General features: G+C 69.9%; 1 protein-coding gene. It reads left to right on the plus strand.

Going from position 1 to position 26,229, the window contains the following annotated elements:
• The gene (locus ACFSXZ_RS24985; protein WP_378267616.1) at positions 1–26,223 is read left to right on the plus strand and encodes a glycosyltransferase; all 26,223 of its coding nucleotides are present in this window, start codon (positions 1–3) and stop codon (positions 26,221–26,223) included.
• Positions 26,224–26,229: the final 6 nt, after the last annotated feature.

Here is a 26,229-nt window from a genome sequence, read left to right on the forward strand (position 1 = left end):
GTGACGCCCACAGCGGACGGCGAACACGCCGTCTCCGGTGGGAATGGCTCGCGGACCGTGCCGGTGACGACCAGCACCGGCACGCGTGATTTCTTGGTGGGTGAGCAGTCCAAGCCCCAGTCCGTCGTGGCGGGTCCCGGGGATCATGGTGGCCAGACCGGTGCGGGCAGCCCGGCGGGGGCGGCTCGCGGCAACGACTCCTTGACATCAGGGGCGGGAAACGGCCCGGCCCGGCCCGCCACCGTCCCGTCGTCCGGCCCGCGTCAGACGACTGACCCGGCCGTGAGGACGAATCCGCAGGCCTCTTCGGCGGAACGGCCCGCCGGAGCCCATCCACAGTCCATTGTGGATGGTTCGAGGCCGGTGAGTGACGGCCGGGGACCCGAGGGGCGCGCGGGGCGTGGCGACCAGACCACGACCGGTGAGCGACCGGTTTACCCGCACGGTGAGCCGCCCGCGACGGCGAGGGCGCCGGAGTGGCGAAAGCGGGTGGAGGCGGCGGAGTCCGCGCTGTTCACGGGAGACTTGCCACCGGAACGGCTCAACGCGGCGGTAAACCACGCCAGGACCGCCATCGGGGCCGTCGACCCCCGGGACGGTCGCGCGCCGGAGCACTGGGCCGACGTGCACGACGAACTGCTCACCGTGACCGCCGCGGACCTGCTCAAGGTGTGGGACGGCCGCACGAACGAGCCGAGCGCGGCGGGGATGACCGCCGTCACCAGGATGGCGCGGCAACTCCGCGATCAGCTGGGTCTGCCCGGCGCCACCCGGCCCGAAACCGGCCTGTCCCCGACGTCTCGTCCCAGCACGGTCTCCGGTTCGTCCCGTCCGGATACGCCGGGCACCGATCGCGGGGGTGTCTCGGAGCGCCACGGCGATCCAGTTCAGCCGGACAGGTCCGAACCGAAGGAAGCGGTGGCTTCCGCCGGCGAACCGGCTGGACGGGTGCCGGGTGACCGTCGGGGTGAGCAGGAGACCCGCCCGCGGTTCCGTCCTGAGCCGCCGGAGAAGCTCGACGAGTTCGAGCGGTCGGCGGTCGCTTCGGAGCTGGCTCGCCAGTTGAAACGGCCGGTGTCGCGTGAGGATGTCGACAACGTCTACCGAAGGTACCGAAGCCGGCGTCCGGAGGAAATGCCGGTCCCGAGCAAGGCCAGTGACTTCGCGTTCGACGTGGTCTCCGTTGGTTTGGTCAGTCATCGGGCGGGGTTGTTCGGCGCCGGATTGGGGGGTGAGTTCGAGGTCAATGTGGGGGTCAGTGGTTCGGACTTCCTGGTGAAGGGGCCCGGGTTCAAGCTGGTGTCCGACGAGTGGAAGAACCCGGTGACGGGGAAGGTCCAGCAGGTGTTCGAGATCGTCACCGAACCGGCGGGCATTGTGCGGGGTGAGCAGGCTCGCCGGAGCGAACACGAGTTGTGGACCGGGGTCGCTGACGCGTTGTCCCGGTTGCGCGGTGCGGTTCCGGGGACACGTCTCGACGAGGTCTTCCCGTCGGACGGCGGCTACGAGGTCGTCTCGGGTGGGCAGCTCAAGATCGAGCGGGCGAACGAGACGCAGCAGATCGATCCGCAGTTCACCGTGGGGGTTTCGGTCTACGGGCTGCGGGACCTGTTCGACGAGATCGCCCGGAGACCCGAGATAGCCCGGCTCGGGTCCGGGGACTTCGTGAAGAAGGCGTTCGGCGCGGCGCGGGAGTTCGGCAAGTCGCTCGCGGACGAGTTCCGGGCGAGCAGGCCCGAGCCGCCGGAGGGTGACGCGGTGGCGCGTGCGGCCGCGGAGAGTGATGCGCGGGCGCTGGAGGGGTACGCGACGCTGGTCTATACACAGCTCGCGGCCGGCACCGTCGGCCGGGCGAACAGTACGGGCATCACCCTGGCCAAGAGCAGTCTGCTCGGTCTTTCCCGTCCGCCGATGGGCGCGATTCACGAGGCTCTTCCCGCGTCCGCTGGGAATTTCCTGCGCGGGCGGGCCGATGAGTTGGTGTCGCGGGCGGAGGCACGGTTGCGGAGCGACCATCCGGACCAGTTCCGTGAGGTGGAGGCGCGCCTGCGTACGAACGACAAGAAGTCCGGCCGCACCGCGCTCGACCGACACATGTGGCGTGTGACCGACGGACCGAGGCCGACTTATCGGGAGTGGCTGCGTGATGCGTGGGACCCGGCTCGGAAGAACCGCGACAAGTTCAGTCAGGAAGCCGTTGTCGGCACTATGAAGTGGGCTCCGCAGGAGCTCGACGACGTCGGCGGGACGCGCTCCGAATTGCCTTTGATCCCGATCGAGTTGCGTTTCTTCGAAACGGCGCACGGGAAGACGAGTCTGGCGAAGGTCGCGGAGACCTTCGGTCATTGGGCCGACATCGCCCGGAATATCGACGAGCAGGCATGGGCCTCGTTGGCCGCTTCACGGGCGGGAGAGGAAGGAGGCAAGGCTCCTGTTCTGCCCGAGGCGTTGAAGCCGTCGCCTCCGGTGGCGATCCCTTATCACGTGGATCCGGTGGGGGTCCGGTTCCCGGAGCGTCACAGCGATGGTGCGGATCTGGACGCGAACCAGCGCAACGAGTTGTCGGAGTTCGTCGACGACGCCGAGGCCGCGGCGCGGCGGCTCCGTGAACTCGGCGCGACGGGGATGCGGGTGCGGGTCGAAGGTGGTGGCAATGGTCCGGCCATCGGCCGGCACGGGGGCGTGGCCTCGGGGCAGCGCCGGGCGGACGCTGTCGCCGCCCGGCTGGATGGTGATCTGCGAGGTGTCCGTCACCGTCTCGGCCCCGGGTTCTCCATCGAGGTACGGGCGACGTCCCGGGGATCGGGGCCCGGTGTTTCGCCGGGGTGGCGGCCCGAGTCGCAGGCGGACCACCGCGAGGTGCGGGTCTGGCTCGAACCGGTCGGCCTGAAGACCACGCGGGTGGCCGGTGACGAGGCGGCCGCCGCGGCGATGGCGGGTGATCACGCGACGCAGGCGGCGGTGATCGCGCCGTTCGTCCAGGCCCGGTTGGACGACGCCCGCCAGGACGCCGGCCTCGACCCGGTGGGGCGGCTGGGGAGTGACGAGGTCGCTTATGAGATCGGCCGGATGGCCCGGGACGAGGACGTCACCGCGCGGCCCACGCCGGAACTGATCGACGAAGTAGTGCGGCGCATCGTGGCCAACGATCTCAAGGCGTCCCAGGCCGGGGAACTGTCCATCAAGGGCAAGGGGCCGGAGCGGGCTCGGCCTGCGGAGGCCTTGGACGAGCACACCCGCGCGGACATCGCGAGCGCCTTGCGCAACCGGGGTGAGGAGCCGACCCGGGCCACGACACAGTCGGTCTACGACGCTTACCGCCGCCGCTGGCATGCCGGGCTGCCCACTCCGGGCAACCCCCGCCAGCGTGTCGACCAGATCGTCGCACTCGGGCGTGACGGGACCCTTCCCACGCGCACCCTGGGAGGAGCGCCAGGAGACGCTCCGCGGTCACCGTCCTCGCCGAGCGGCGAGCCCTCGGTTCCCCGGCGGGGGCCCGATGAGTCCGCGGGGGGAACAACGGCACCGGAAGTACACCGCTCCTCCACCGGCCCGGCGTCACGACCACCACGGACAAGGACCGGAGAACACGAACCGGCGCGACCGTTGCTGACCAGGATACGGAACCTGGTCCTGCCCGATGCGGTGGCGAAGCCGGTGGCAAGCCTGGGCAAAGACGTGTTCGGCTTTATGCGCCCACCGTCCGCACCGGACTTCCTGCGTCGTGAGAACGGTGGTGCCTACGATTTCGCCGCGCTCAAGGCTGACAAGCGGTCGGCGTTCTTCGAACAGATCGACCTGGCGCGGCTCGGCGGGGGCGTGTCCCGGGCTTCGTTGGCGCCGGACCGCTTGCCCAGCCGGGTGGACCGGGTGTCGGAGGGCCGGCCGGCCCTCAGCAGCAGGGGGTTGCCGAAAAGCCGCCGTGTGCCGCACCTGTTGCACTCGGTCTGGATCGGCGGCCCGTTGTTCGACGACGGGGAGAACGGGAGCCGTAAGCAGTTCCGGGACAATGTGGCCGAGGCGGCGCGGAACAACCCGGATTTCGATGTCGTGGTGTGGACCGACGTGGCTCGGGCGGAGATCGAAGAAGCCTCCGCGACGCTCCGGGCGGACGGTTTCGACGGCCTGACCGGGCGGGCCCGGGAAACCGCGGACATGCTGCGGTGGGCCCGCGAGTCCGGGGTACGTCTGGTGAACGTCGATGAGGTCTTCTCGGCGGATACGCCGCCGAGATTGGCCGCGGCGGGACGCGCCGAGCGGGCACGGCTCATCGGTGCCGGTTATGCCGCTTACAGCGATGTCGTGCGAGTGGAAATACTTGACCGTTTCGGTGGTATCTATTCCGACGGCGATAACCGCGTCGTCGGTCGTCTGCGGGATGTGGCCCGTGCCGTGGCTCGTTCTCGTGACGGCTTCGCGATGGTCACCGACAATCAGGGGAAGGTGAACAACGCGGCGATGGCGTCGGCCGCCCACATGCGGGCGACTCAGGAATATCTCAACGTGCTGGAAAACCGGTCCGGGAAGCCCATCGCGGAGTTGTACCGGGAAGAACACGGACGTAGTGCCGTCTTTGTTTCGCCCGAGTACGAAACACCGTTGCGCACCGGCACCGCTCACGGAGAGGTTGCCCGTGCTCTCGGTTACGAGGGCGTGAAGGAGCTGTCGCGGATTCCGGCGAGCCATATCGAGGTCAACGAAGACCACGCGTGGCACAGCACGCCTCCGCGTTCGCACGACCACGAGGACTTCACCGCCGAAATCACCAAGGCCGCTGTGCTGGAATTGCACCGGCAGCTCTGGAATTTCCAGGGGACGCTGCATTTGCAGGCCATCGCGGCGCAACTGAAGCAGATCGGTGACGCGGGGGAGCACGAAGAGGCCTGGCGAGCGGCGCTGACGACCTTCGCCGAGACGCTCGCGCCCGGAGAACATCCGGCCGTCATCAACACCGCGGCGCCAGGACTGGCGCACACCTCTCCGGTGCCGCGACCGATCCGCGATCTGCTCGGCACGCTCTTCCCCGGCACCGTTGTCGACGGGACGCGGCTGGACCTGGTGATCGCGCCGTTGGTCGAGGCCCGGTTGGACGATGCCCGCCGGGACGCCGGCCTTGACCCGGTGGGGTGGCTGGGCAGTGACGAGGTCGCTTATGAGATCGGCCGGATGTCCCGGGACGAGGACGTCGCCGGGCGGCCCACGCCGGAGCTGATCGATGAGGTATTGCGGCGCATTCTGGCTAAGGATCTGGAGGCGGCCCAGGCTGGGGGATTGTCCGGCAAGGGTAAGGGGCCGGAGCGGGCTCGGCCTGCGGAGGTCTTGGACGAGCACACCCGCGCGGACATCGCGAGCGCCTTGCGCAACCGGGGTGAGGAGCCGACCCGGGCCACGACACAGTCGGTCTACGACGCTTACCGCCGCCGCTGGCACGCCGGGCTGCCCACACCGGGAAGCCCCGGCGAGCGCGTCGGCCAGATCGTGTCACTCGGGCGCGACGGAACCCTTCCGGGCTTGCGGGGCGGCGCGCCCGGAGATGCCTCGCGGCCGCCGTCCTCGCCGAGCGGCGAGCCCTCGGTTCCCCGGCGGGAACCCGGCGAGTCCTCGGCCGCGAGCGAACCGCCGACTCGCAGCAGGGGCGCCGTGACAAAGCATCTGCGTCGGGTGAACGAGCAGCTGAAGAATGCTCCGGAGGACCGCGACCTGCTGCGGCAGAAGCACGATCTCGAACAGGAAATGCGCCGGGCGCGGGACAGGGAGAACGCGGTCGTGCGGGCGCGGTCGGGCAAGGCGGCGACCGCGCAGGCGGATCGGGAACGGGTGTCGCAGGCCTTGCACGACGAGAATCTGACGTCGGAGCAGCGGGCGGCGTTGGAACGCGACGCAGCCGACCTCGCCAAGCAGGAGGCCGCGCGGCGGGAAAGACTGGACGCGCAAGCGAAGGGGAAGAGGGAGAGACGGCAAACGCGGCAGGCTCCGCTTGAACCGGTAAGTGAATGGAAAGGATCGGTCAAGGAGGAAGACGGGGTACCGCGTCTTCGAGACGACGACATCGAGCGGCTGAAGCCGGTAGCCGCGAAACTGGTCCAGGAGGCGGCGCGGCGACGCGAAAACCCCGACGACCCCATACCGGTCCAGGACGTCCGGGTCCATGTCTGGACGCCGCGAGATTATTCCCAAGACCAGCGGAACGCGCTTTTCGACGCGGTCGTCGACACCATTACCGATCTCGGCGGGGATCCGGCGCTGAAAAAGGAGCACTTCACTCATGTTCCGGTCGACAAGAAGGACGGCGAGCGGCTGAAAGCCGCTGCTACCCCCACGGTCGAGGTGACGACGCATGACACCGGTGACCACCGCGCACAGGCCTACCGCGACGGGAGTGTGGTCCGTGAAGGTGGCGTCGGGTTGGATTTCCTGCCTCTTCGCGACACCTTGCCGGTTGCCGCGGCCGAACGACTGGACCTGGTGATCGGGGGGTTCACCGACCGCTCACTCGACGGAGCCCCGGACCGCCTCCGGATGGATGTCACGGCCACGGGACCCAGGGCCGCCAAGCGCATGGACACCATTTCCGGCACCGTGGAAAAGAGTGTGTGGAAGGAGGTGGACAAGAAGTTTCCGTACTCCTCCGACGAAGACCGGGCCGCCCAGGTGGCGAAAGTGCTGGCCAAGATCGAATTCCGGAAGGCGGGATTCGCGAAGGACAACGGTGGACATGCCCTGAGGGTCCGGGCGGCGGACGAGTCCGGAAAGGTGGCCGTCAACCGTCCGCGGCGTCCACCGGCCGACGACGGGGCCGCTGAGAACTCCGGGAATCGCGGCTTTGCGGGTTTCGGTGGTCTGTTGCCCGATGGTGGACTTGGTCTGGATTTCGAGCGGTTTCACGACATTCTGAAACCCGATGCCGAGACGCAACTGCACGACGTGCTCCAGCATTTCACCGAGCAGGCACTCGAAAACGCCGGCGGCCGCCTCAGGCTGGACGTGGTGGCAAAGGGTACGAAGGCCGCGAGCCGCAAGACGACCTTGCACGACCTTGTGCGGTCGACCGTGCCGGCAACGGTCGACCGACTGCTGGACGATTTGCCCCCCGAGGTACGCGCCGTCCGGGCGGCCGCAGTCGCGGCCAGGATCGACATCCGGCCGGTGGGATCTCTGAAGGAAATCGGAGGGCACTCCCTGAGAATCCGGTTGACCGATGACGACGGAGTGTTCGTCGTGGCAGGACGACGGCGTGCTGGACGCCGTCCTGCCGCGGAGTCGTCGGGCGCGCTCCTGGCCGATGCCGGAGAACCGGCGGAATCGCTTGCCACCACGGGTGGGCGAGGCCATGAGGACGGAATCGTGCCTGGTGAGAGCGCGCTGCGCGGCCTTGGGGAAAGCGCGATCCGGACCAGGCTGAAGTTGGTGAACGCACAACTGGCGGAGGCGGCTCCCGATGTCGCGCCCCGGCTCGACCAGCGGCGCCGGCAACTGGACGACCGGTTACGGCAACTGGCGGCCGAGCGGTCGAGCGAGCGTCGGAAGGAGAAGGGCAAGGAGAGAGCGAAGGGAAAGGAGAGCGGGAAGCGCAAGGGCCAGAGGAAGAGGATCGTCGGTCTTGCCCGGTATGCGGCGGCAGGCGAGTCGGAGATCCGCACTTCGAAAACGGTGCGGAAATACGTGAACGAACTGGCGGGTCAGCTGGCGGCTGCCGACCCTGCCCAGCGGCCCGCGTTGCTGGAATTGATGGAGGGGCTGACGCGGGAACTACGCCGGGCCTACGACAGGGAAAACGCCCTCAACCACCAGAAGGTGGCCGAGGGGAAGGCCGCTGAGCCGCGACTCCAACAAGTGCTGCGTGAGCTGGAGGACGAGAACCTGGAGTCCGATCAGCGTGCGGCCAAACTGAAGGAGAAGGCCGAACTCGAGAAGAAGATCGACGCCTGGCAGCGGTTCCGGGAGTCGAAGGCGAAGTACGAGCGGTACAAGAGGGTCAAACCCCAGCGGACGAACGCCGGGCTGTCGATCCGACCCCCTGAGCGCGTGGTGAAATGGACGGCCCCGATCAAGGAAGGCAGGTCGGGGCCGGGACTGTGGGTCGACGGTCTCGAGGCCCTCGCTCCGGTGGCCAGGGACTTCAACGACGAGGCGGCACGGCGACTCGGCGACGAGAACGGTCCGATCCCGATCCAGGACATGCAGGTCCACATCTGGGCTCCGAAGCACTATTCCCAGGAAAAGCGGGACGAGTTCTTCGATCACGTCGTCTCTTCGCTGATCGAGTCGGCCGGTGAGCATTCCGTCCTCACCAAGGACGATTTCACCCAGGTCCCCGTGTACGAGAAGGACGGCGTCAAGCTGCGCGAAAGCGACCATCCCCAGGCCGAGATCGTGGAGCACCACACCGACGACCGTCCCGAGCGGGAGTTCCGGGATGGAACCGTGTTGCGGGGACGTGGCCTGGCGATGGATTTCGTGCACGGGCAGGTCCGTTTGCCGGTCGCCGTGCGGAGACGGCTGGCGTTGGTGGTCGAGGGTTTCACTTCGCGGGCGCTCGCCGGCTCCACGGACGACCTTCGGATCTTCGTCACGGCGATGGGACCGAAGCGCCCGAAGATGTTGCGCGAAAACATCATGTCGGAAGTACAGGCACGGGTGGACAAGATTCCCTACCTGTACCAGCAGGAACGCGCCGCCCGGGTCGCGGAGGTGATGGCCAGGATCGATATCCGGCCGTTGCCCTACAGCTTCCGCAGGCACCACCTGTTGCTCAAGGTGGTCGACGAGGCCGCACGGGCCGCGGAAGTGGAAGCGCGGCGCCCGGAAACGGGAGTTGTCGCCGGATCTTCTTCCGGTCCTCGTGCCACTACGCCGGAGCCGATGGACGAATCGAGGGACACCTCCGATTCGGAGGATTCGGACGTGGTGATGGAGGACATCTCGCGGACGCCGGATGTCGAGATGGAGGAGGGGCCGGACCACAATGACCCGTGGGGACATCACCCGGACGTGACCGGTCCGGAAGCCACCGGGCTCCTGGCCGGCATGGGGAGTATGGCCGAGGGCGGCCATCAGTCGCCGCGCGACCCGGACGCGCTCGGCGATTATCCCGACGACTTCGATCCGGAAGCGTTCACGTGGTATCCGGACATATTTGATCCCGACGCGTTCATGAATGATCCGGATTTCCTTGATCCGGACGCGTTCGTGAGCGATCCGGAAAGCTTGGGCTCGGATGCGTTCATGAACGATCTGGAGAATTTCGATCTGGATTCGTTCATGAACGACCCCGGCTTCTTTTCCATGGATCCGTCCGGGGAAGCCGGGTGGCCGGATCGCGGTGACTCGCTCGGTACGGGCAGTGTTTCCGGGGGCTCGCACGACGCCCGTTCACCGGGTCCGGCCCATGATGATTTCCTGACGGGTCCGGACACGCCGGAAGCGGTCCGGGACGCGACCGAGCAGGTGGCCGACGGGAGTGGCCAGGCTGCCAGGAGCGAAGCGTCGCAGGCCGCTGATCTCCTTTTCGGACAATGGAGTTCCCGGTCGTCCTTGGCGGCGAGCGAACTGGAACGGCTTCCCGCCGCCGAGGCGGAGCAGGCGAGGGCCTGGGCGAGGACCGTGCTCGGTCCGGTCGACGCACCCCTCGGCGAACCGGCCGGGAGGCTGGCGAAGCTGCTTCATCAGCAGCTGGTCGATGTGGTCGCGGTGGACTGGATCGGGTCGGCCCCGGACGCGGCCCACAGAGGCGCGAACCTCGCCGAAACGCTCGCGGGCACCGAAGAAATGCGTGCGGATCTTTCGGTCTTCTACGCGCGTTTCGTGAACCCGCGGGCGGGATCGGACGCGCTGGACGCGTTCGCCCGCAATGGGGTGTGGCGTAGGCATGTGAACCGGACGACCCACGTGCATCACTGGCTCGACCGTGCCCAGAACATGCTGGAGCATTCGGAGGATGGCCTGGGCGAACGGGCTCGTCAGGCGCTGTCCGGCATGGCGACCATCGTGGCGTGGCGGTTGGCGCAAAGGTCGGCGGGACTGGCGCTTTCGCCTGGTGTCGCGCAGGAAGCAATCGCCCTTGACGCCGAGTTCGAGCGTGTCTTCGTGCGTGGTGATGTGCCGGAAGAGGAGGTTCTGCGCTTCGAGTCGAGGCTGTCGGGCGCGGAGCGGGCCTGGAACCAGTTGACTGCCCGGGAGGCCGCGGCCGAACGGTGGCGTGAACAGGCGGAGCGGCTGCTGGGCGTGCCCGAGGAGCGAGTTGCCGTGCCGGCTGACCGGGAGCCGAACCGACACGAGGAAACCGCGCTGCGTGAGCAGGAACTGCGCGGGCAGATGGTGGACGTGGTCGCCGCGTCCCTGCTGCGGCAGGACGAGACCAGGGTCCTGGCGGCGCGGTTCGCCGAGGCGTTCGCGGGGTTCTGGGACGCGGACCCGAGCACCCTGCGGGCTTGGCAACGGGACGGGCTCAGCGTTCTGGGCTTGCCGGAGCTGGCCAGGGAGAAGCGCGCCGTTCAGGTCCCGGAGGAGGTCGCGGCGATGGCCACCGCGGTCGGTTACCTCGCGGCGAACGGCTCTCCGTTGACCGAGTCCGAGACCGCCGTGTTCGGGCGAGCGGCGCGGGCGGCGACTCTGGCGTTCGCGGAGGCGTCGCCGGAGATGCGCGCACGGTGGGCACGGGAAGGCCATCGGCTGCTCGAGCGGACGGACCCGGATCTGGTGGCGTTGGATTCCAGCATCCAGGCACGGGTGCGCTACGGGCTGACAGCGGGCGTGCTGGGACAGCAGATGATGGCGGCGGGCGACCCCGAGGCGATCGCACGGGACCTGCGCACGCAGTTCGACGCAGTGCACCGTCGCTTCGACCCGCCGCACTATGTCCTGCGGGACCGTGTCGAGCGGGCCGCCCCGGCAGCCGGAGACGAGGCTGTGACCGCGCCGGAGGAGCGGCCCGCCGGTGCGGAAGCCGGGGGCGCCGGCGAACCGTCGCGCGGCGTGGCCTGGTTGTTCGAGCGCCGGTGGGAAAGCGCCCTGGACGATAGCCAACAGCGGCTCAACAACCTTGACGACGGCGAACGGGCCCGCTTGCTCGCGGAGGCGGCACGGATACTGGGAGATCCGCCGGAAGTCCAGGACGGCATGGCGCTGTCCGCGGCGGAGCGCGACCGCTTGTGGCAGCAGATGACGACCATGGTGGCCGGGTGGGCGGACCTGGTGGAATACCAGCGCCGCCAACGGATGGCCCAGGACGTCATCGACCGGCAACGGGACTGGAACGACGAGCGGACGGCCCAGCTGCGCGCCGGTTTCGAACGGCTGCTGCGCGACGAGAGTTCGCCGGTACAGCTCTGGGAGGATTTCAGGGAAGCGTTCGACCGGGATGTCAGTGACAACGACGACGTTCTCGCCGAGCACGAGGCGGAAACGGTGGACGCGGCCCGCGCGGTCGCCAGGACGATGCTCGGTCCGGAGCCGGCCGAGGTGCCGGGCGGGCTGGGGGCGGTTGAGCGCCGGGGCCTGTACGGAGACCTGGTGGACGGTGTGGCCGCCGGTCTGCTCAGGAACGACCGGCCCGTCACGGATTCGGTCGCGGCGCGGGAGGCGTGGTCGCACACCGCCGATCTTCGTGAGGGGGCGGACAGAGTCCTGCGGCAGACCCGGTTCGGTCCGCTACCGCCTGGATCCGGTGGAGCGTTCATGGTCCCGGAGGACGTCGCCGTGGAACGGCATCTCGACGCGACCGACCCGCACCGGCTGGATCTCGCGGCGCGGACCTTCGAAGACCACTGGGGACCTCACCTCGAGGCGGCCCGCCGGCTGCGGCAGCAGTTCGCCCAGCGGGCCGCCGAAACGCAGGCGCTGTACGACGAGGCGAGCGGACGCCTTGGCGGACCGCTGCCCTCCGGGCACGCCGAACGGGACCTGCTGGCACGGCAACTCGCCGCTACGGCTCATCGCCTGTCTCAGACCGACAGGCAGGCGGGCGAGCGGTACTGGGAGAACGCGGTGAGGCTGTGGCGACAGCGTCGGATCGCGGAACTGTCCGGACCCGAACTGGACGTCGCGGTCCGGCGGGCGCACGAGGCGCTGGAGCGCGGACGATTCGGGCCGCCGTTCGTCGAGGCGGGCCTGCGGGTCGATCCCATTGCCGCCTATCGCCGGGTCGCGGGCCGTGTCCTCGGTGGACTTCCGCTGGAGGGAGGCCGGAATGTGGACCTGCTCGCGGGAGCGATCGGTGCCCGCGTGTGGTACCTGCCTCCCGACCAACAGCGGGGCTTCGGCGAACTGGCGCGACAGCTCTGGCAACGGTACGAAATCCCGTACCTGGACGGCGAGACGCGGGTGCAGGCGATTCGCGATGTGGTCAGCGAGCTCCAGAAGTGGCCGTCGGTCTGGAGCGATGCGATGCAGCACGCGGTCCGGCGCGATCCCGCCCAGTTCGGGGACGCGGACTGGGCGAGTGCCGCACAGGTGCTCGGACAGCTTCCGCCCCGGGGTGACCGGAACCGGGATGTGCTGGCGGGGGCGATCGGTTCCGTCCGGGGAACGCTGCCCCCGCCCCTGCGTAACGCGTTCGACCGGATCGCCCGGACCATGTGGCACCGGGAGCGGCTCTCGGAGCTGTCCGGCGCGCTGGACGAGCCGGTGATGCGGGTCTACTCGGAGCTGCGGGTGACCGCGACACAGTTCAACGATGGCTGGAACCTGATCCGGCGCGAATATCTCGAACAGTGGGCACGGGAGACGCTCGATGTTCGCGACCCGGCAGGCACGCGACGAGTGGGAGCGCTTCCGCTCGACCGGGCCCGCGACTTCTACGACCGCGCGGTGGCGCTGGTCGCCCAGCAGATTCGTGATTACCCTGCCGACGAGCACCAGGTTCAGGCGGTCGCGCGCGAACTGCGCAACGGGACGATCGAGGACGGTAGCCATGTCCCGGGGCTCCGGGACATGCTGGACTGGCATTCACCGGAGACTGACGACATCGGCGCGCTGGGCACCTTCGACGTGCCCGCGATAGCCGATCGTGGCGGGGTCGCGCCGCGGGAAACCGAGGCGCCACCGCCGTATGACGTGGAGTTGGAGCGGGCGGCGGCCGAATGGTCGCATGTGCTGGACGCGGTCCCCGAACAGGCCCAAGGGGACCTGCGCCAGGATGCCATGGCGGCCCGGGGCCGGGGTTTCGTGCGGGCGATGCTGGGCCCGCCTCCGACCCGGTCGGCCGGTGCGTGGGCCGGGTTGCACCGGCGCATGGAGCGGGCGCTCCGGCACGCGTACCTGTATGACCGCCGGGGGTTCCGCGACCCGATCTCGGCCGAGACGGATTTGCCGGACCCCAATCAGACGATCCCGGCCGGTGGCCTGCTGGCGCGGATGTGGACGTCGATCGGGCCGGTGCTTCCCGTGGAGCCGCCTGAGTTGACGGCTCAGCGGCCGTGGTTGCACACCGTGGAATGGCATGCCGGCGAGTTCGCGACCCTTCCGGCGGAGGTCGCGGATCGGTGGCGGGCGGCGCTGCTGGACGAAGTGGCCGCGCGGACCGGCCTCGGACCGGATCGCCTCGACGCCCGTTTCGGCCCGGTGAGCCGGGCGGTGGATGCCTTGGCACATCAGGCTTATCTGGCCCGGGAGGCACCGGATCCGTTGGCCGTTCCGAGGCGGTTCGCCGGAGCCCTCCGGGACCTGGGCCTGGCCGGCCGTCTGGCGGCGGACACTGTGGTCGACGGTCCGGTGGACGACGCGCGTGGCGCGTTGCACGAGTTGTTCTCGGGGGTGGCCGGTGGGCCGAGCGAGCTGGGCAGGGCGGCGGCAGGGCTGAGTGATGTGCTGGACGGCGAGCACGGGCCGATCGCGCCTGAGCATCTCGAGTACGCCGAGAGGCTGGTCGGCCCGAGACCGGATTCCGGCCATTTCGAGTGGACTTCGATCCATGATCGCATGCGGACCGCGGTGGCGGACGCTTACCGGACAGGCGGTGAGGATGCCGCGCTGAGCGTTGTGTCGCGGCTGTGGATGGCGTTGGGTCCGCTGGCGCCGGCGGAGCATGCGGTGCAGGGGACCACCCGCGCGATGGGTGCCCATCAGATGGGTTTCTTGGGACTGCCCGAGGACGTGGCGAACGAGTGGTTGCGGCGAGTGGAGGGGCAACTGCCCGTGCGTTCCGAGCCGAGCCACCCGGCACTGGCCGCCGAAGCGATGGAAGCCTTGGCTCACCGGGCTTATCTGGATCGCGATGCGGCCGATCCGTGGGCGGGTGTCCGCAGGCTGGCCACGAATGCCAGGAACGACGAGTTCGTGATCGACTGGCTGACGGACGCGGCAGCCGAGCACGGCCCTTTTTCCCAGGACGCGATCGCGGCCGCGCATCGCGAACTGCGCGATTTGTTCACGGCTTTGGCCGATGTCCGTACCCCGCTGGGACGGGCCGTGGCACGGGCGGACGTGCCGGAGGCCGGGCACCGGCCGGCTTCGGAGCACCATGTCCAGCGTGCCGGGGAACTGCTGGGTCCATCTCCTGTGGACGGTCATGCCGAGTGGGCCGCGGTGCACGAGCGAATGGTGGCCGCGGTGGCACGGGCCGGGGAGGACGCCGCCCGGACCGCGGAGGCCGACGCCGAGCGGCGGATCCGGTCGGAGAGCGCGGAATGGGGTGGTGGCCGGGCTAGCGCGGCCGCGCAGGCCTGGTACTGGCACGCGAGTGAGTTGGGCAGGCTGGGGCCGGAGGAAGCCGGTCATTGGCGGGATACCGTGCGCGGCGAGCTGGCGCGGCGCACCGGCGCCGATGCGCTGACCGGCTCGCCGATGGTGTCGCGGGTGGTGGACGCGATGGCCCACCTGGCGTATCTGGACCGTGCGTCGGGAGACCAGTGGAGCCGCGTTCGGCGGTTCGCTGGAGCCGCTCGTGAGCTGGGGCTCGCGGAGGTGTTCGCGGAGACGGAGCCGAAGTCGGTCGACGCGCCGGCGCGCGAGGCGCGGGATGTGCTGGACCGGATGCTGTCGGCGATGGCCGAGCCGCCTGACGGGCAGGGGGTGGCTTCGCACGTGGTGCCGGAACGGGTTCGGCGGACGGTTCGTGAGGCCGGGGAGACCGCTGCCCGCGAAGCGATGGAGAGCGCGGCGGCGCGCTTCTGGTCGGTTGTCGGTCCGGAAGTGCCGCGGGAAAGCCCTGAGATCACGGCCCGGCGGCCGTGGGCGGCGACGGTGAACTGGCTTGCGAGCGGGTTGCCGGACGGGGCGGCCGGCGAGCGGTTACGGGTTCTGCCGTCGCTGATTCCGGACGACGCGATGAGCGCGGCGGAGTTGCGGCGGGCGCGTCCGGTGCGGCACGGGCTGCTGGACGCGTTGGCTCACCTGGCGCACGAGGACCGGGCCGCCGGCGATCCACTCGGGCGGGTGAGGTCCTTTTTGGACGCTTGGCGGGAGGCTGGGCGTGATGCCTTGCTGGTCGACTCCGCCCCCAGCCGGATCAGTGTGCCGGAGGATCCGGCACACGCGTGGCTGGACCGGGCCTTCGACACCGCACTGTCCCGCACGCCGTCCGAACCGGTACCCGATCTGTCCACTGTGGATGGTCTGGTCGAGCGGGCTCGTGAGGCCGAACGGGAACCGCACGGATTGTCCCGGCGCGAGCGCGAAGCCCTGAGCAGGCGGGCGGAGGAATTGCTGCCGCGGCGGCCGTCTGTGCGGGAGCGGTTCGAACCGGGCAGCCGTGACGGTCTGGGGCGGATGGGCCGCCGGGTGGTCGCGCACGAAGTGCTGCTGTCGGCGCGGCGGCAGGGAATCCCGGTGGACTCCTTCCGGCTCGACCTTTCCTCGGCGCGGGCGGTCGCCGTGCAGGTCTCGGCACTCTTGAGCCGTGAGACCGAGAGCGGGCCTGTCTCTCGCGCCTCGGACGAGGTGCGGGGGGATCACCGGCTGCAATCGTTGCTGGGTGCGGTGGAGGTGGCTTTGGAGGGGCTGCCGGAGTCGCGGGCGGAGTTGCGGGATCGGCTGCGGGGTGTGGTCGATGACGCGGTGCTGGCGGCGGCGCAGGTGCCGTCGCGTGAGGTGCCGGGCGCCTCGGGCGCGCCGCGGCTGTCTCCGGCTCACTTGCGGGCCTTGCTGGACGATATCGGCCGGACTGTGGTGCGGGGCGGGGATCCGTTCGCGGACGAGGGGTCGATGCTGGCGGGCGTCGACTACCGTCCGGGCGATCCGGAATCCTTGGCGGACGCGTTGGCCACCGGCGCGGTTCCTGATCACGATCAGGAGGCGCACCCGGATTCCGGGGCCGACGACGGGGTCCGGGTGTGGTCCCGGGAGAATTTCGCCACCGATGAGGACGCCGCCGCGGCGGCGAGGATGTCGTTCCCGGATTTGGTGGGAGTGAACCGGGAGCGTTTCGTGGCGGGCGAGCGCGGGTTCCGGACGAACTGCGTGCGGGCGGCGATCGCGGGATTCAACACCTTTTTCCGGGTGGAGGGCCGGACGCATCAGGCCGAGGCCGCTCCGGAACAGACGCCCGGCAGGCCGGCCGGTGAGCCTCGGGCGGTGCTGGAACGCGAGTTCGGTCGCGCGTTCCAGCCGGTGCGCGATCTGGGCGTGGTGGAGCAGTATCTGCGGTGGCAGGAGCCGGGTTCCGGCTACGGCCATGTGCGGGAGACGTTGCCCAGTGGCGCGGGCCATGTGATCACGGTGTTCCGTGACGAGGACGGCTCGATCAAGTATTTCGACATGCAGGCCGGCACGTTCGCCTCGCTCGAAGGGGTGACCGGGTTGAAGTTCCAGCCCGTCGCCCCACCCGAACGCCGGCCGGCCGCACCGGGGGGCGACCACGATCCGGATTACGACAGTGATCACTCCGCCGACCACGACTATGTCCAAGGCGACCGGGACGACGCGGTGGCGGGCCGGAATCCGGACGCGCCCGGCAGGGCGGATGAACCTCCAGGATCCGAGCCGCTGCTCGCCGCGGACGTCCTTTTCGGACAATCACGTGCCCTCGCCGACCAGGCGACGAGGGAACTGGAGCGGCTCCGGCGACCGGAGGCGGAGCGGGCGAGGGCATGGGCGAGGGCGGTGCTCGGTCCGGTGGATGTCCCGGCGGACATACCCGCCGGGAGGCTGGTGAACCACCTGCACGAGCGGCTGGTCGAGATGGTCGCGCTGTCCTGGGTTCGTTCCGCGCCGAATCCGCAAGACCGTGGCAGGAACGTGGAAGAAACCCTCGCCGCGACACAGCCGATTCGTGCCGCGCTTTCGGATCTCTATGCGCGGTTCGTGGGTCCCCAGGCGCGGTTGGATGTGCTGGACGCGTTCGAACGGGACCCGGGTTGGCGTCACATCGCGAGCCACACGGCTCGTATCGATCACTGGCTCGAGCGCGCGAGTGAGATGCTGGAGCTACCGGACGAGGGGTTGAGCGAGCGGGCTCGCCAGGCACTCAGCGGTGTGGCGGCCCTCGTCGCGTGGCGCGCGGCCGAGGCAGCCGCCGGCTTGGCGGACCCGGCCGCCGTCCGCCGCGAAGCGCACGATTTGCGTGACGATTTCCACCGTCTCTTCGTTCGTGGGGACGGAGGGGAGGACGAGATCGCGCGGTTCGAGTCGCGGGCACCGGAGGCGGTGCGCGCGTGGGACGAGTTGACGGCGCGGGAGGAGGCGGCGGAACGGTGGCGTGAGGAGGCGGAGCGTCTGCTGGATCTGCCCGGAGAACGGGCGAATGTCTCGGTGGACCGGGAACCGACGGAGCAGGAGGAAGCCGCGCTGCGCGAGCAGGAACTGCGTGAGCGGATGGTGGACGTCATCGCCGCTTCCTTGCTGCGACGGGATGAGTCCCGCATAGTGGCGGAACGGTTCGCCGAGGCGTTCGCGGGCATGCGGGACGCCGACGAGCGAACGTTGCGGGACTGGCGGCGCGAAGGGCTGAGCCACCTGGATCTGCGTGGCCGCGATGAGGAAAAGCGCACGGTGGCGGTGCCGGACGAGGCGGGGGCGGTCGCGACGGCGGTGGGATACCTGGTGGCGCACGGGTCCCCGTTGACCGGTGACGAACTCGGTGTGCTGGCCCGGGCGGCGCGTGCGGCGGGCCACGCGTTCGGACAGGAGGATGTGCCGCCGTCATGGCAGCGGGAGGGCGGCCGTCTGCTGGGGGAGGCGGACCCGAACCTGCCGCGGCTATCGCGTTTGGACAGTCGGGAAAGGACGCTGTACCGGTCGTTGGCGAGCGTCTTGGGACAACAGTTCGTCGCCGGACTGGATCCCGCGCGGCACGCGCGCGATCTGCGTGCGCGGTTCGACGGGCTGCGCCGGCGGTTCGATCCGCCGCCTTCCGTCGTCGGGTCTCTGGTCGAGGCCCGGCTTGCCGGCCCCGGCGCGGCGGGGATCGGCCGATCTGAAATCCGCGAGAGCCCGGAAAACCGGCGGACCGCACCGGGGCACCGGTTCCGCGCCCTGCGTCATCCCGGGCAGGCCCTGCGAGACCTGCGTGCACGGTTCGACGGATGGCCGAGGAGGCCCGTCGCCGAAACCCGGACCGGCAACGAGAACGTTCCGGAGAGCGCACCCGTTACCGAGGAATCGCCCGGAAGGCCGGAAGCCGGACTTCCCGCCGAACTGGCGCGTGACGTTGCTTGGTTCGAACATCGGTGGGACCGTGCCTCCCGTGACGGCGAGTCGAGCCTCAACGGCTTGCCGGACGGCGAACGAGGCCGACGGCTCGACGACGCGGCCCGGTTGCTCGGTGAACGCCCTCGGGTCCCGGACAACGCCACGCTGCCTTTGGCGGAGCGGGATCGCTTGTGGCGGAGGATGACGGCCGCGGTGGTCGGCTGGACGGATGTGCCCTCGAGGATGCGCAGGCTGGGCGCGTCCCACGCCCGGCTTGAGGCGGAGCGGCGCTTGCTTCCCTCGAAGGTGAGCGAGATCCGGGCCGATTTCGAGCGCATGCTTCAGGGCGCGCGGTCGCCGGAACGGGTCTGGGACGAGTTCCGGCGGACGTTCGAGCCTGACCTTCGCGACAGCGTCGAAGCGCTCGAACAACACGGCACGGAGTCGGCGGAGTCGGCTCGGGCGTTCGCCCGGGCGATGCTGGGCCCGGAGCCGGCCGACGCTGCGCCGGGCGGGGTGGGGACCGAGGCGCGCCAGGCGCTGTACGCGGGCCTGGTGGACGCCGTTGCCGCCGGCCTGATCAGGTCCGAGCGGGACGTCACCGATCCGCTGGCGGCGCGGGACGCGTGGAGGGCCACCCACGGGCTTCGAGAGGCGGCGGACAGCGTCCTGCGGCAGACCCGGTTCGGACTTCTCCCACCCGGCGCCGATGGTCGGTTCACGGTGCCGGAAGACGTCGCGCTGCAACGGCATCTCGACGTGGCCGACCCGGACCGGCTGCACACCGCGGTTCGAACCTTCGAGTCGTACTGGCACCTTGATGACGGGTCGGTGAAGCTGCGGAACATCTTCGCCCGGAGGGAAGCCGAAGCCGAAACGCTCCGCGCGGACGCGGCGCGCATCCTCGGTGGGTTGCTGCCTTGGGGGCACGCGGGACGTGACGAGCTGGCCGAGCGGATCGCCGCGGTGTGGACGAGCTTGCGCGACTCGGCGGACGGGGACCGGACGTCGGCGTTCCTGGCGTCGGCGCGAGAACAGTGGCGGTCGCGATGGATCGCGGAGTTGTCGGGACCCGAACTGGACGCCGCCGTCCGCGATGCCCATACCGCACTGCGGGACGACTGGGGAGATCTGTTCGAGCAGGCGGATCTGAGCGGTGGCGCTGCCGCGCGCCGGGTGACCGCGACCGAACTGCTGGGCGCGTTCTCCCCCTCCGGCCATGACGGACGGGATGTCCTCGCACGGCAGATCGCCGCCACGGCTCGGCACCTCGCGCGCACCGATTCCGACGCCGCACGGGCGTTCGAGGGCGAGGCCGTGGTGACATGGTGGGACCATCGGGTCGCCGGGTTGTCGGGGCGCGAGCTGGACGAAGCGCTTGAGCGGGCGTACGAGTCGCTGGAGCGGGGACGCTGGGGGACGGCGTTCGCTGACCGGGCCCCGGAGGTCGATCGTGCCGCCGCCTATCGCCGGTACGCGCGCCGGATCCTCGGAGAGCTTCCGGTGCCCGGCGTCCGGCAGCGGGATCTTTTGGTGGCGGTGATCGGTGGCGCGTGGCTGGAGCTGCCGAGCGACCAGCGGGCCCAATTCGTGCAATTGGCGCGTACGGCATGGGACAGGACGGAAGCCGGTTCCCTGCCCACGGGCCGGCCGCTGCGGTACGCGTTGCATCTGGTGGTCGGGGCGATCCAGGGAACGTGGGCTTTACCGTTGCGCGATGCCCTTCGACGGAACCGTGAGGAGATCGACCCCACGGACCGGGAGAGCGCGGCGCGCCTGCTCGGGGACCTTCCTCCCGAGGGCGACGAGGAGCGGGACGCGCTGGTGGCGGCGATCGGCGCGCTTCACCGGACGCTGATCGACGACGCGCATCGCTCGTTCGAGGCGGCCGCGCTGAGCGGGTGGGGACCATCCTCGATCGTCTCCGCGACCGACCTCGACATCAGCGACGCGGTGCAACGCGTGACAACCGAGTTGCGATGGTCGGCGTCCCAGACGCCGGCCCGGTGGGGCCGGGCCATGACCAGAGCCGAGAACCAGGCATTCCGCGCGTATCTCGAGACGTGGGCACGGGAGACCCTCGACGTGCCGCGTCCGCATCCGGCGCGCTGGGGGCAACGCGGTCTTCCGGTCGACCGTGCCCGCGCGCTGTACGACAACGCCGTTGCCCTCACCGCCCAGGGACTGACCCAGCACGGTCAGGACTACCTGCTCGCCGGCGAGGAACTCCGCGACGGAACACTCGATCACGGTCGGCACATTCCCGGGCTGCTGGATATCGTGAACTGGCGCACGCCGGACCCGAACACGCTCGGCGACCTGGGCACCGGAGAAGTACCGCTGGCCGCCGACCGCGGTGAACTCGCGCCGCGCTGGGGGACCGAGACGCCACCGCCGCCACCGCCCTACCGGAGCGAGCGGGAGTGGGCGGCGGCCGCGGCGGCAGGTGGCCCGACCGAGCTGGACCAGGTGATCGCCAGGTTGAGCGACGTGCCCGATGCCGACTACGGACCGGTCGAGCAGGCGGACCTGGCCGTCGCCGAGAGGTTGCTCGGCGCGAGGCCGGAGTCCGGTCCTCCGGACTGGCTGGCGGTTCACGACCGGGCGCTGCGTGCCGTCGCGCATGCTCACCGCACCGGGGGCAACGCACACGCGCTCGCGGCACGGCTGGTGATGGAACTCGGTCCGGTGGCCGCGGGGCGGGTCCGGGGCTGGGCCCGCCGGACGATCGCCGCGCACCGCGACGCGTTCGCCGGTCTTCCCGCGCGGGAGCGGGAAATCTGGCGCGGGCGGATTCTCCAGCGGCTGGCCACGCCGCCGGCGATGGACGACACGACCGTTGAGAACATGGTGAACGTCTTCGCTCACCGAGCCTCTTTGGATCGTGACGCGGCCGATCCGTGGGCGGGCGTGCGACGGCTGGTCACGATGTTCGGGGACCTCGGTTTCCACGACGCACCGCTGCGGGGGATTTTCGAGGCCTTGGCCGATGCCCGCACCGGTTTGGGCCGGGTCGCCGGACTGTGGTCGGGTGTGCTGGACGTGGAGCACGGGCCACTGCCAGACGAACACACCGGCCGTGCTCGTGACCTGCTGGGTCCCTCCCCTGTGGACGGTCGTGAGTGGGGTGCGGTGTATGAGCGGCTGGCCGGGGCGGTGGCACGGGCCGGTGAGGAGGCCGCCCGCGCCGCCGAAGCGGAGACCGAGCGCCGGCTCCGGTCGGAGTCGGCGGAATGGGGTGGTGGCAGTCCGAGCGCGGCGGCGCGGGCGTGGTACTGGCATGCGGCCGAGCTGGGCAGGCTCGGTGCGGACGAGGCCGCTCGGTGGCGGAACATCGCGCTGGCGGAGGTGACCGCGCGGACGGGGATCGGTTCCGGTGCGCTGACCGGATCACCGGTGGCGTCGCGGGTGCTGGATGCGCTGGCGCATCTGGCGTATGGGGAGCGGAACGCCACGGACCGGTGGGCGCGCGCGGGACGGTTCGCCCACGCGGCAACCGAACTCGGCCTGGCGGACGTGTTCGCCGACGGAGCGCGCAAATCGGTCGACGCGCCCGTGGCCGAGGCACGGGAGACGCTGGACCGGGTCTTCGCCGCCTTGGCGGTGACGCCGGGTCGGCATGCCTTGCCGGCACGGGTCCGGCAGCAGATCCGGGAGGCGGGACAGGCCGCGGCCCGGGAGGCTGCCGAGGGTTTGGTGGCGCGGCTTTGGCCCGACATCGGCCCGGAGGTGCCGCGGGAGAGCGCCGAGGTGGTCGCGCGGCGGCCGTGGGCCGCGGTGGTGGCCTGGCACGCACGCCGACTGACCGGCCTTCCGGCCGAGGACGCGGGCCGGGCGCGGTTGCGGGTGTTGCCGTGGGTGGCCGCGGCCGAGGGCATGAGCGCCGCGGATCTGCGGCGGGCCCGGCCGGGACGGCACGCGTTGCTCGACGCGATGGCGCATCTGGCCCACGAGGACCGTGGTTCGGCCGACCCGCTGGCCCGGATAAGGTCCTTTGTGGACGCTGGAAGGGCGATCGGGCTGGACGCGCTGCTGGCCGACGCGGCTTCTGCCCACGAACCCGGCGACACCGCTCATACCGCGCTGGACGAGTTGTTCGACACCGCGATCTCCCATCAGGACCCGGAACCCGCACACGTGCCTTCCGCTCCCCCCGAAGCCGAGGCGTTGACGGTCACGGGGTTGACCGAGCGGGCACGCGAAGCCGAACGGGCACTTGCCGCGTTGACCCGGCGGGACCGTGAGGCGGCGCGGCGATTGGCGGAGGAACTGCTGCCACAGCCACAGCGGCCGCGACACCGGTTCCGGCTGGACAACGGCCGCTCCGCGGTGGGGCGGATGGGCCGTCAGGTGGTGGCGCACGAGGTACTGCTGTCGGCCCAGCGGCAGGCTGCCCGGCTGGATTCCCGCTGGCTCGACCTCACCTCCGCGCGGGCGGTCGCGAACAAGATCTCCGAGCTGATGAACCGGGAAACGGAGACCGCGGGACCGTCCGGCACCCGGCGCCGTCCGATCGGTATGCCATCGGCCGCCGCTGGGCCGGTGGCTTTCGCGGGAGTGACCTGGTCGGTGCCCCCGGCAGGGCATTTCTTCCCGCCAGGGCCGGATCCCGCACCGGCGGTGTCGGGCGTCAGTTTCGCGCCGGAGGACAAACTCGGGCACAACGCGTATCTGCAGGCGAAGTATCCAGGTTTCCAGGAGATCAACAGACTGTTCAGTCTCGCCTACTACGCGGGAGCCCCCAGGCGGGACGAGTTCGTGAGCAACTGTTTGACCGCGAACGTCGAGTTCCTCAACCTCGTCCGGACGGGCCGCCACCGCGTGGCGCTGCCCTCCGCCGCCATAACGCCGGAGGAGTACGACGCGTGGCGCTCCACCACTTTTCCCAACGCGAGGTACGAGACCTATTCCAGCGCCGCCGACGTCATGACGTACCTGCGAAGCAGGCCGCGTGGCACGTTCGTTTTCGTCACCGCGACTCCCCGGGACGAAAGCGATGCCTACGACCACCAGATGAGCGCGCACCGCCATCCTGTCGACGGCAGCGTCAACGTGCTCGATCCGCAACTGGGATCCATGCCTCGCCGCCTGGACGCCTACGAGCGGTTCGAACTGATGGACATCGGGGTGGTGCTCCCACATCCGTCTGCGGGGATAGTGGTGCCGCCCGGCGGTTTGGATGTGTCGACTCCGGGGGCGTTGGCTCAGACGGCGGTCGAAGCTCGTCAGGAGCTGGGCACGCTGCCCGGGGCCTGGCCGGATGTGCTGTTGGGTAAGGCCGAGGAGTTGCTCGCGGCGTCGCTTCATCCGGCGATGGTGGACCGTGGGGCGTGGGATGCCGCTCGGGACGTGGTAGCGCACGAGTTGTTGCGGTCGGCGGTCCGTGCGGGGATGGTCCCGTTGCTGCCGGACATCCGTTCGCGGGTTCTGCCGCCGATCCCGCAGGGGATCGAACACGTCGACACGCCTTCCGCGCTGGCGCTCGCGCAGCGTGCGGCCGGCACTCTGACCGGCGCTGGGACGAACGACGTGGTGCCGGGTGCGGCGGCGTATGCGGGCCCTTCGTCGAGCAGGCCGTTGGGCATGCCATCAGCGGCCGAGGGGCCGGTGACGCATGCTCCGGTGGGATGGGCGGTGACACCTGCCGATCATTTCTTCGCGCCTGGGACGGAACCGGCGCCGGTGGTGTCGGACTACAGTTTCGCGCCGGATGACAAGCGGGGACAGAACGCGTATCTGCAGGCGAAGTATCCCGGATACCAACGGATCAACAGGTTCCTCAATCTCGCCCATCGCTCCGGGGCCGTTGGGCGCCATGAGTTCAACTCCAACTGTTTCGCCGCGTGCGTCGAGTTCCTGAACCTTCTGCTGACCGGACGGCCTCGGGTCGCCCTCCCCAGTGATTTGGTGAAACCGGAGGAATTCGACCCCTGGTTCGAGGAAAATTTCCCCGACGCGACCCGCCATGTCTACGACAACCTTGCCGATGCCATCGATTATCTGCGGAGCAGGCCGGCGGGGACATTCGCCTTCTTGGGGCTCAACCGCGCGGACGGCCTGTCGGGTCATATGACCACCGCACACCGGCATCCGGCCGACGGCAGTGTCAATCTCCTGGATCCGCAGGCGGGTGCTTTGACCCGCCGCCTGGCCGCCTACGAGCGGTTCGAAGTGGTCGACATCGGGGTGGTGGTTCCGCTTCCCTCGGCGGAGTTGGTGCTGCCGCCCGGTGACGTCGACGTGTCCACTCCGGAGGCGCTGGACGTGGCGGCGCGCGCTGCTCGCCGGGAGTTGCGGACGGTGCCCGAAGCCTGGTCCGACACGCTACGCGCGAACGCCGAGCGGCTGCTGGCGGGTTGGCTCGATCCGGCGGCGCCGGTGGACTGGCTCCTGTCCGCCAATGCGAGAGACGCGGTCGCGCACGAGATACTGCGGTCGGCGGTCCGTGCGACCGTCATCCCGGTGCTGCCGGAGATCCGTGAGCGGATTCTCTCGCCGGTCCCGCACGGGATCGATGCCGACGACAGATCCTCGGCCTGGGCCATGGCGCGGCGTGCCGCCGATACCCTGACCGGCGGTGGCCAGGACGCCGTGGTGCGAAGCCTGCCGGGGCCCACGCACGTGGGCCCGCCGATGGGCATGCCGGCGCCGGTTCACATCCAGGTCGCGGACGGGGGAGCGGCCTGGTCGGTGCCGCCTGCCGGTCATTTCTTCCCGCCGTCGCTGGATCCGGCGCCGGTGGTGTCGGACTACAGCTTCGCGATAGACGACCAACGGGGCCAGAACGCTTATCTGCAGGCGAAATATCCCGGCTTCCAGGGAATCAACAGGTTCTTCAATCTTTCCCACCACGCCGGCACTCCCGGACGTGAGAAATTCCACCAGAACTGCTTTCCCGCGAATGTCGAGTTGCTCAACCTGCTCCGGACCGGCCGCCCGCGCGTCGCCCTGCCCAGTGATCCCACGAGCCAGGAGGAATACGATGCCTGGTTCGCGGAGAACTTTCCCCAAGCCGCGTCCGAAACCTACGACAACCTGGCTGACGTCCTGGTGCACCTGCGGAGCAAACCCGTCGGCACCTTCATGTTCGTTGTAGTGTCGGATCCGGACAAGGACTACCTGCACATCATGGCCGCGCACCGGCATCCGGCCGACCGGAGTCTCAACCTGCTGGACGGGCAGACCGGATTCTTGTCCCAGGCCATGGATTCCTACCGTTCTTTCGAAATCATCGATATCGGGGTGGTGTCGTTCGATCCTTCGGCGAAGATACTGCCGCCGCCGGGCGGGGTCGATGTGTCGACACCGGCGGCGTTGGCCACAGCCGCCGCCGAGGCGCGGCGGGATCTGACCACGGTGCCCGCGGCCTGGGCCGAGGCGATGCGGACGGTCGCCGGACGGCTGCTGGGCGAGTCACTCGGCCCTTCGGTACCGGTGCACCAGGACCGGTGGGAGGAGGCGCGGGACGCGGTCGCGCACGAGGTACTGCGGTCGGCCATCCGTGCGGCCGTTGTCCCTGTCCTGCCGGAGATCCGGGGGCGGATCCTCCGTGGAGCCCCGCACGGGATCGACGACCTCGACGCGCCTTCGGCCCGGTCTCTGGCGCGGCGCGCGGCCGCGACCTTGACCGGCGGTGGCCAGGATGCCGTGACGAGTTGAGGGGAA

Origin of the sequence: Amycolatopsis pigmentata, assembly GCF_042684065.1 — a bacterium.
Classification (GTDB): domain Bacteria; phylum Actinomycetota; class Actinomycetes; order Mycobacteriales; family Pseudonocardiaceae; genus Amycolatopsis_E; species Amycolatopsis_E pigmentata.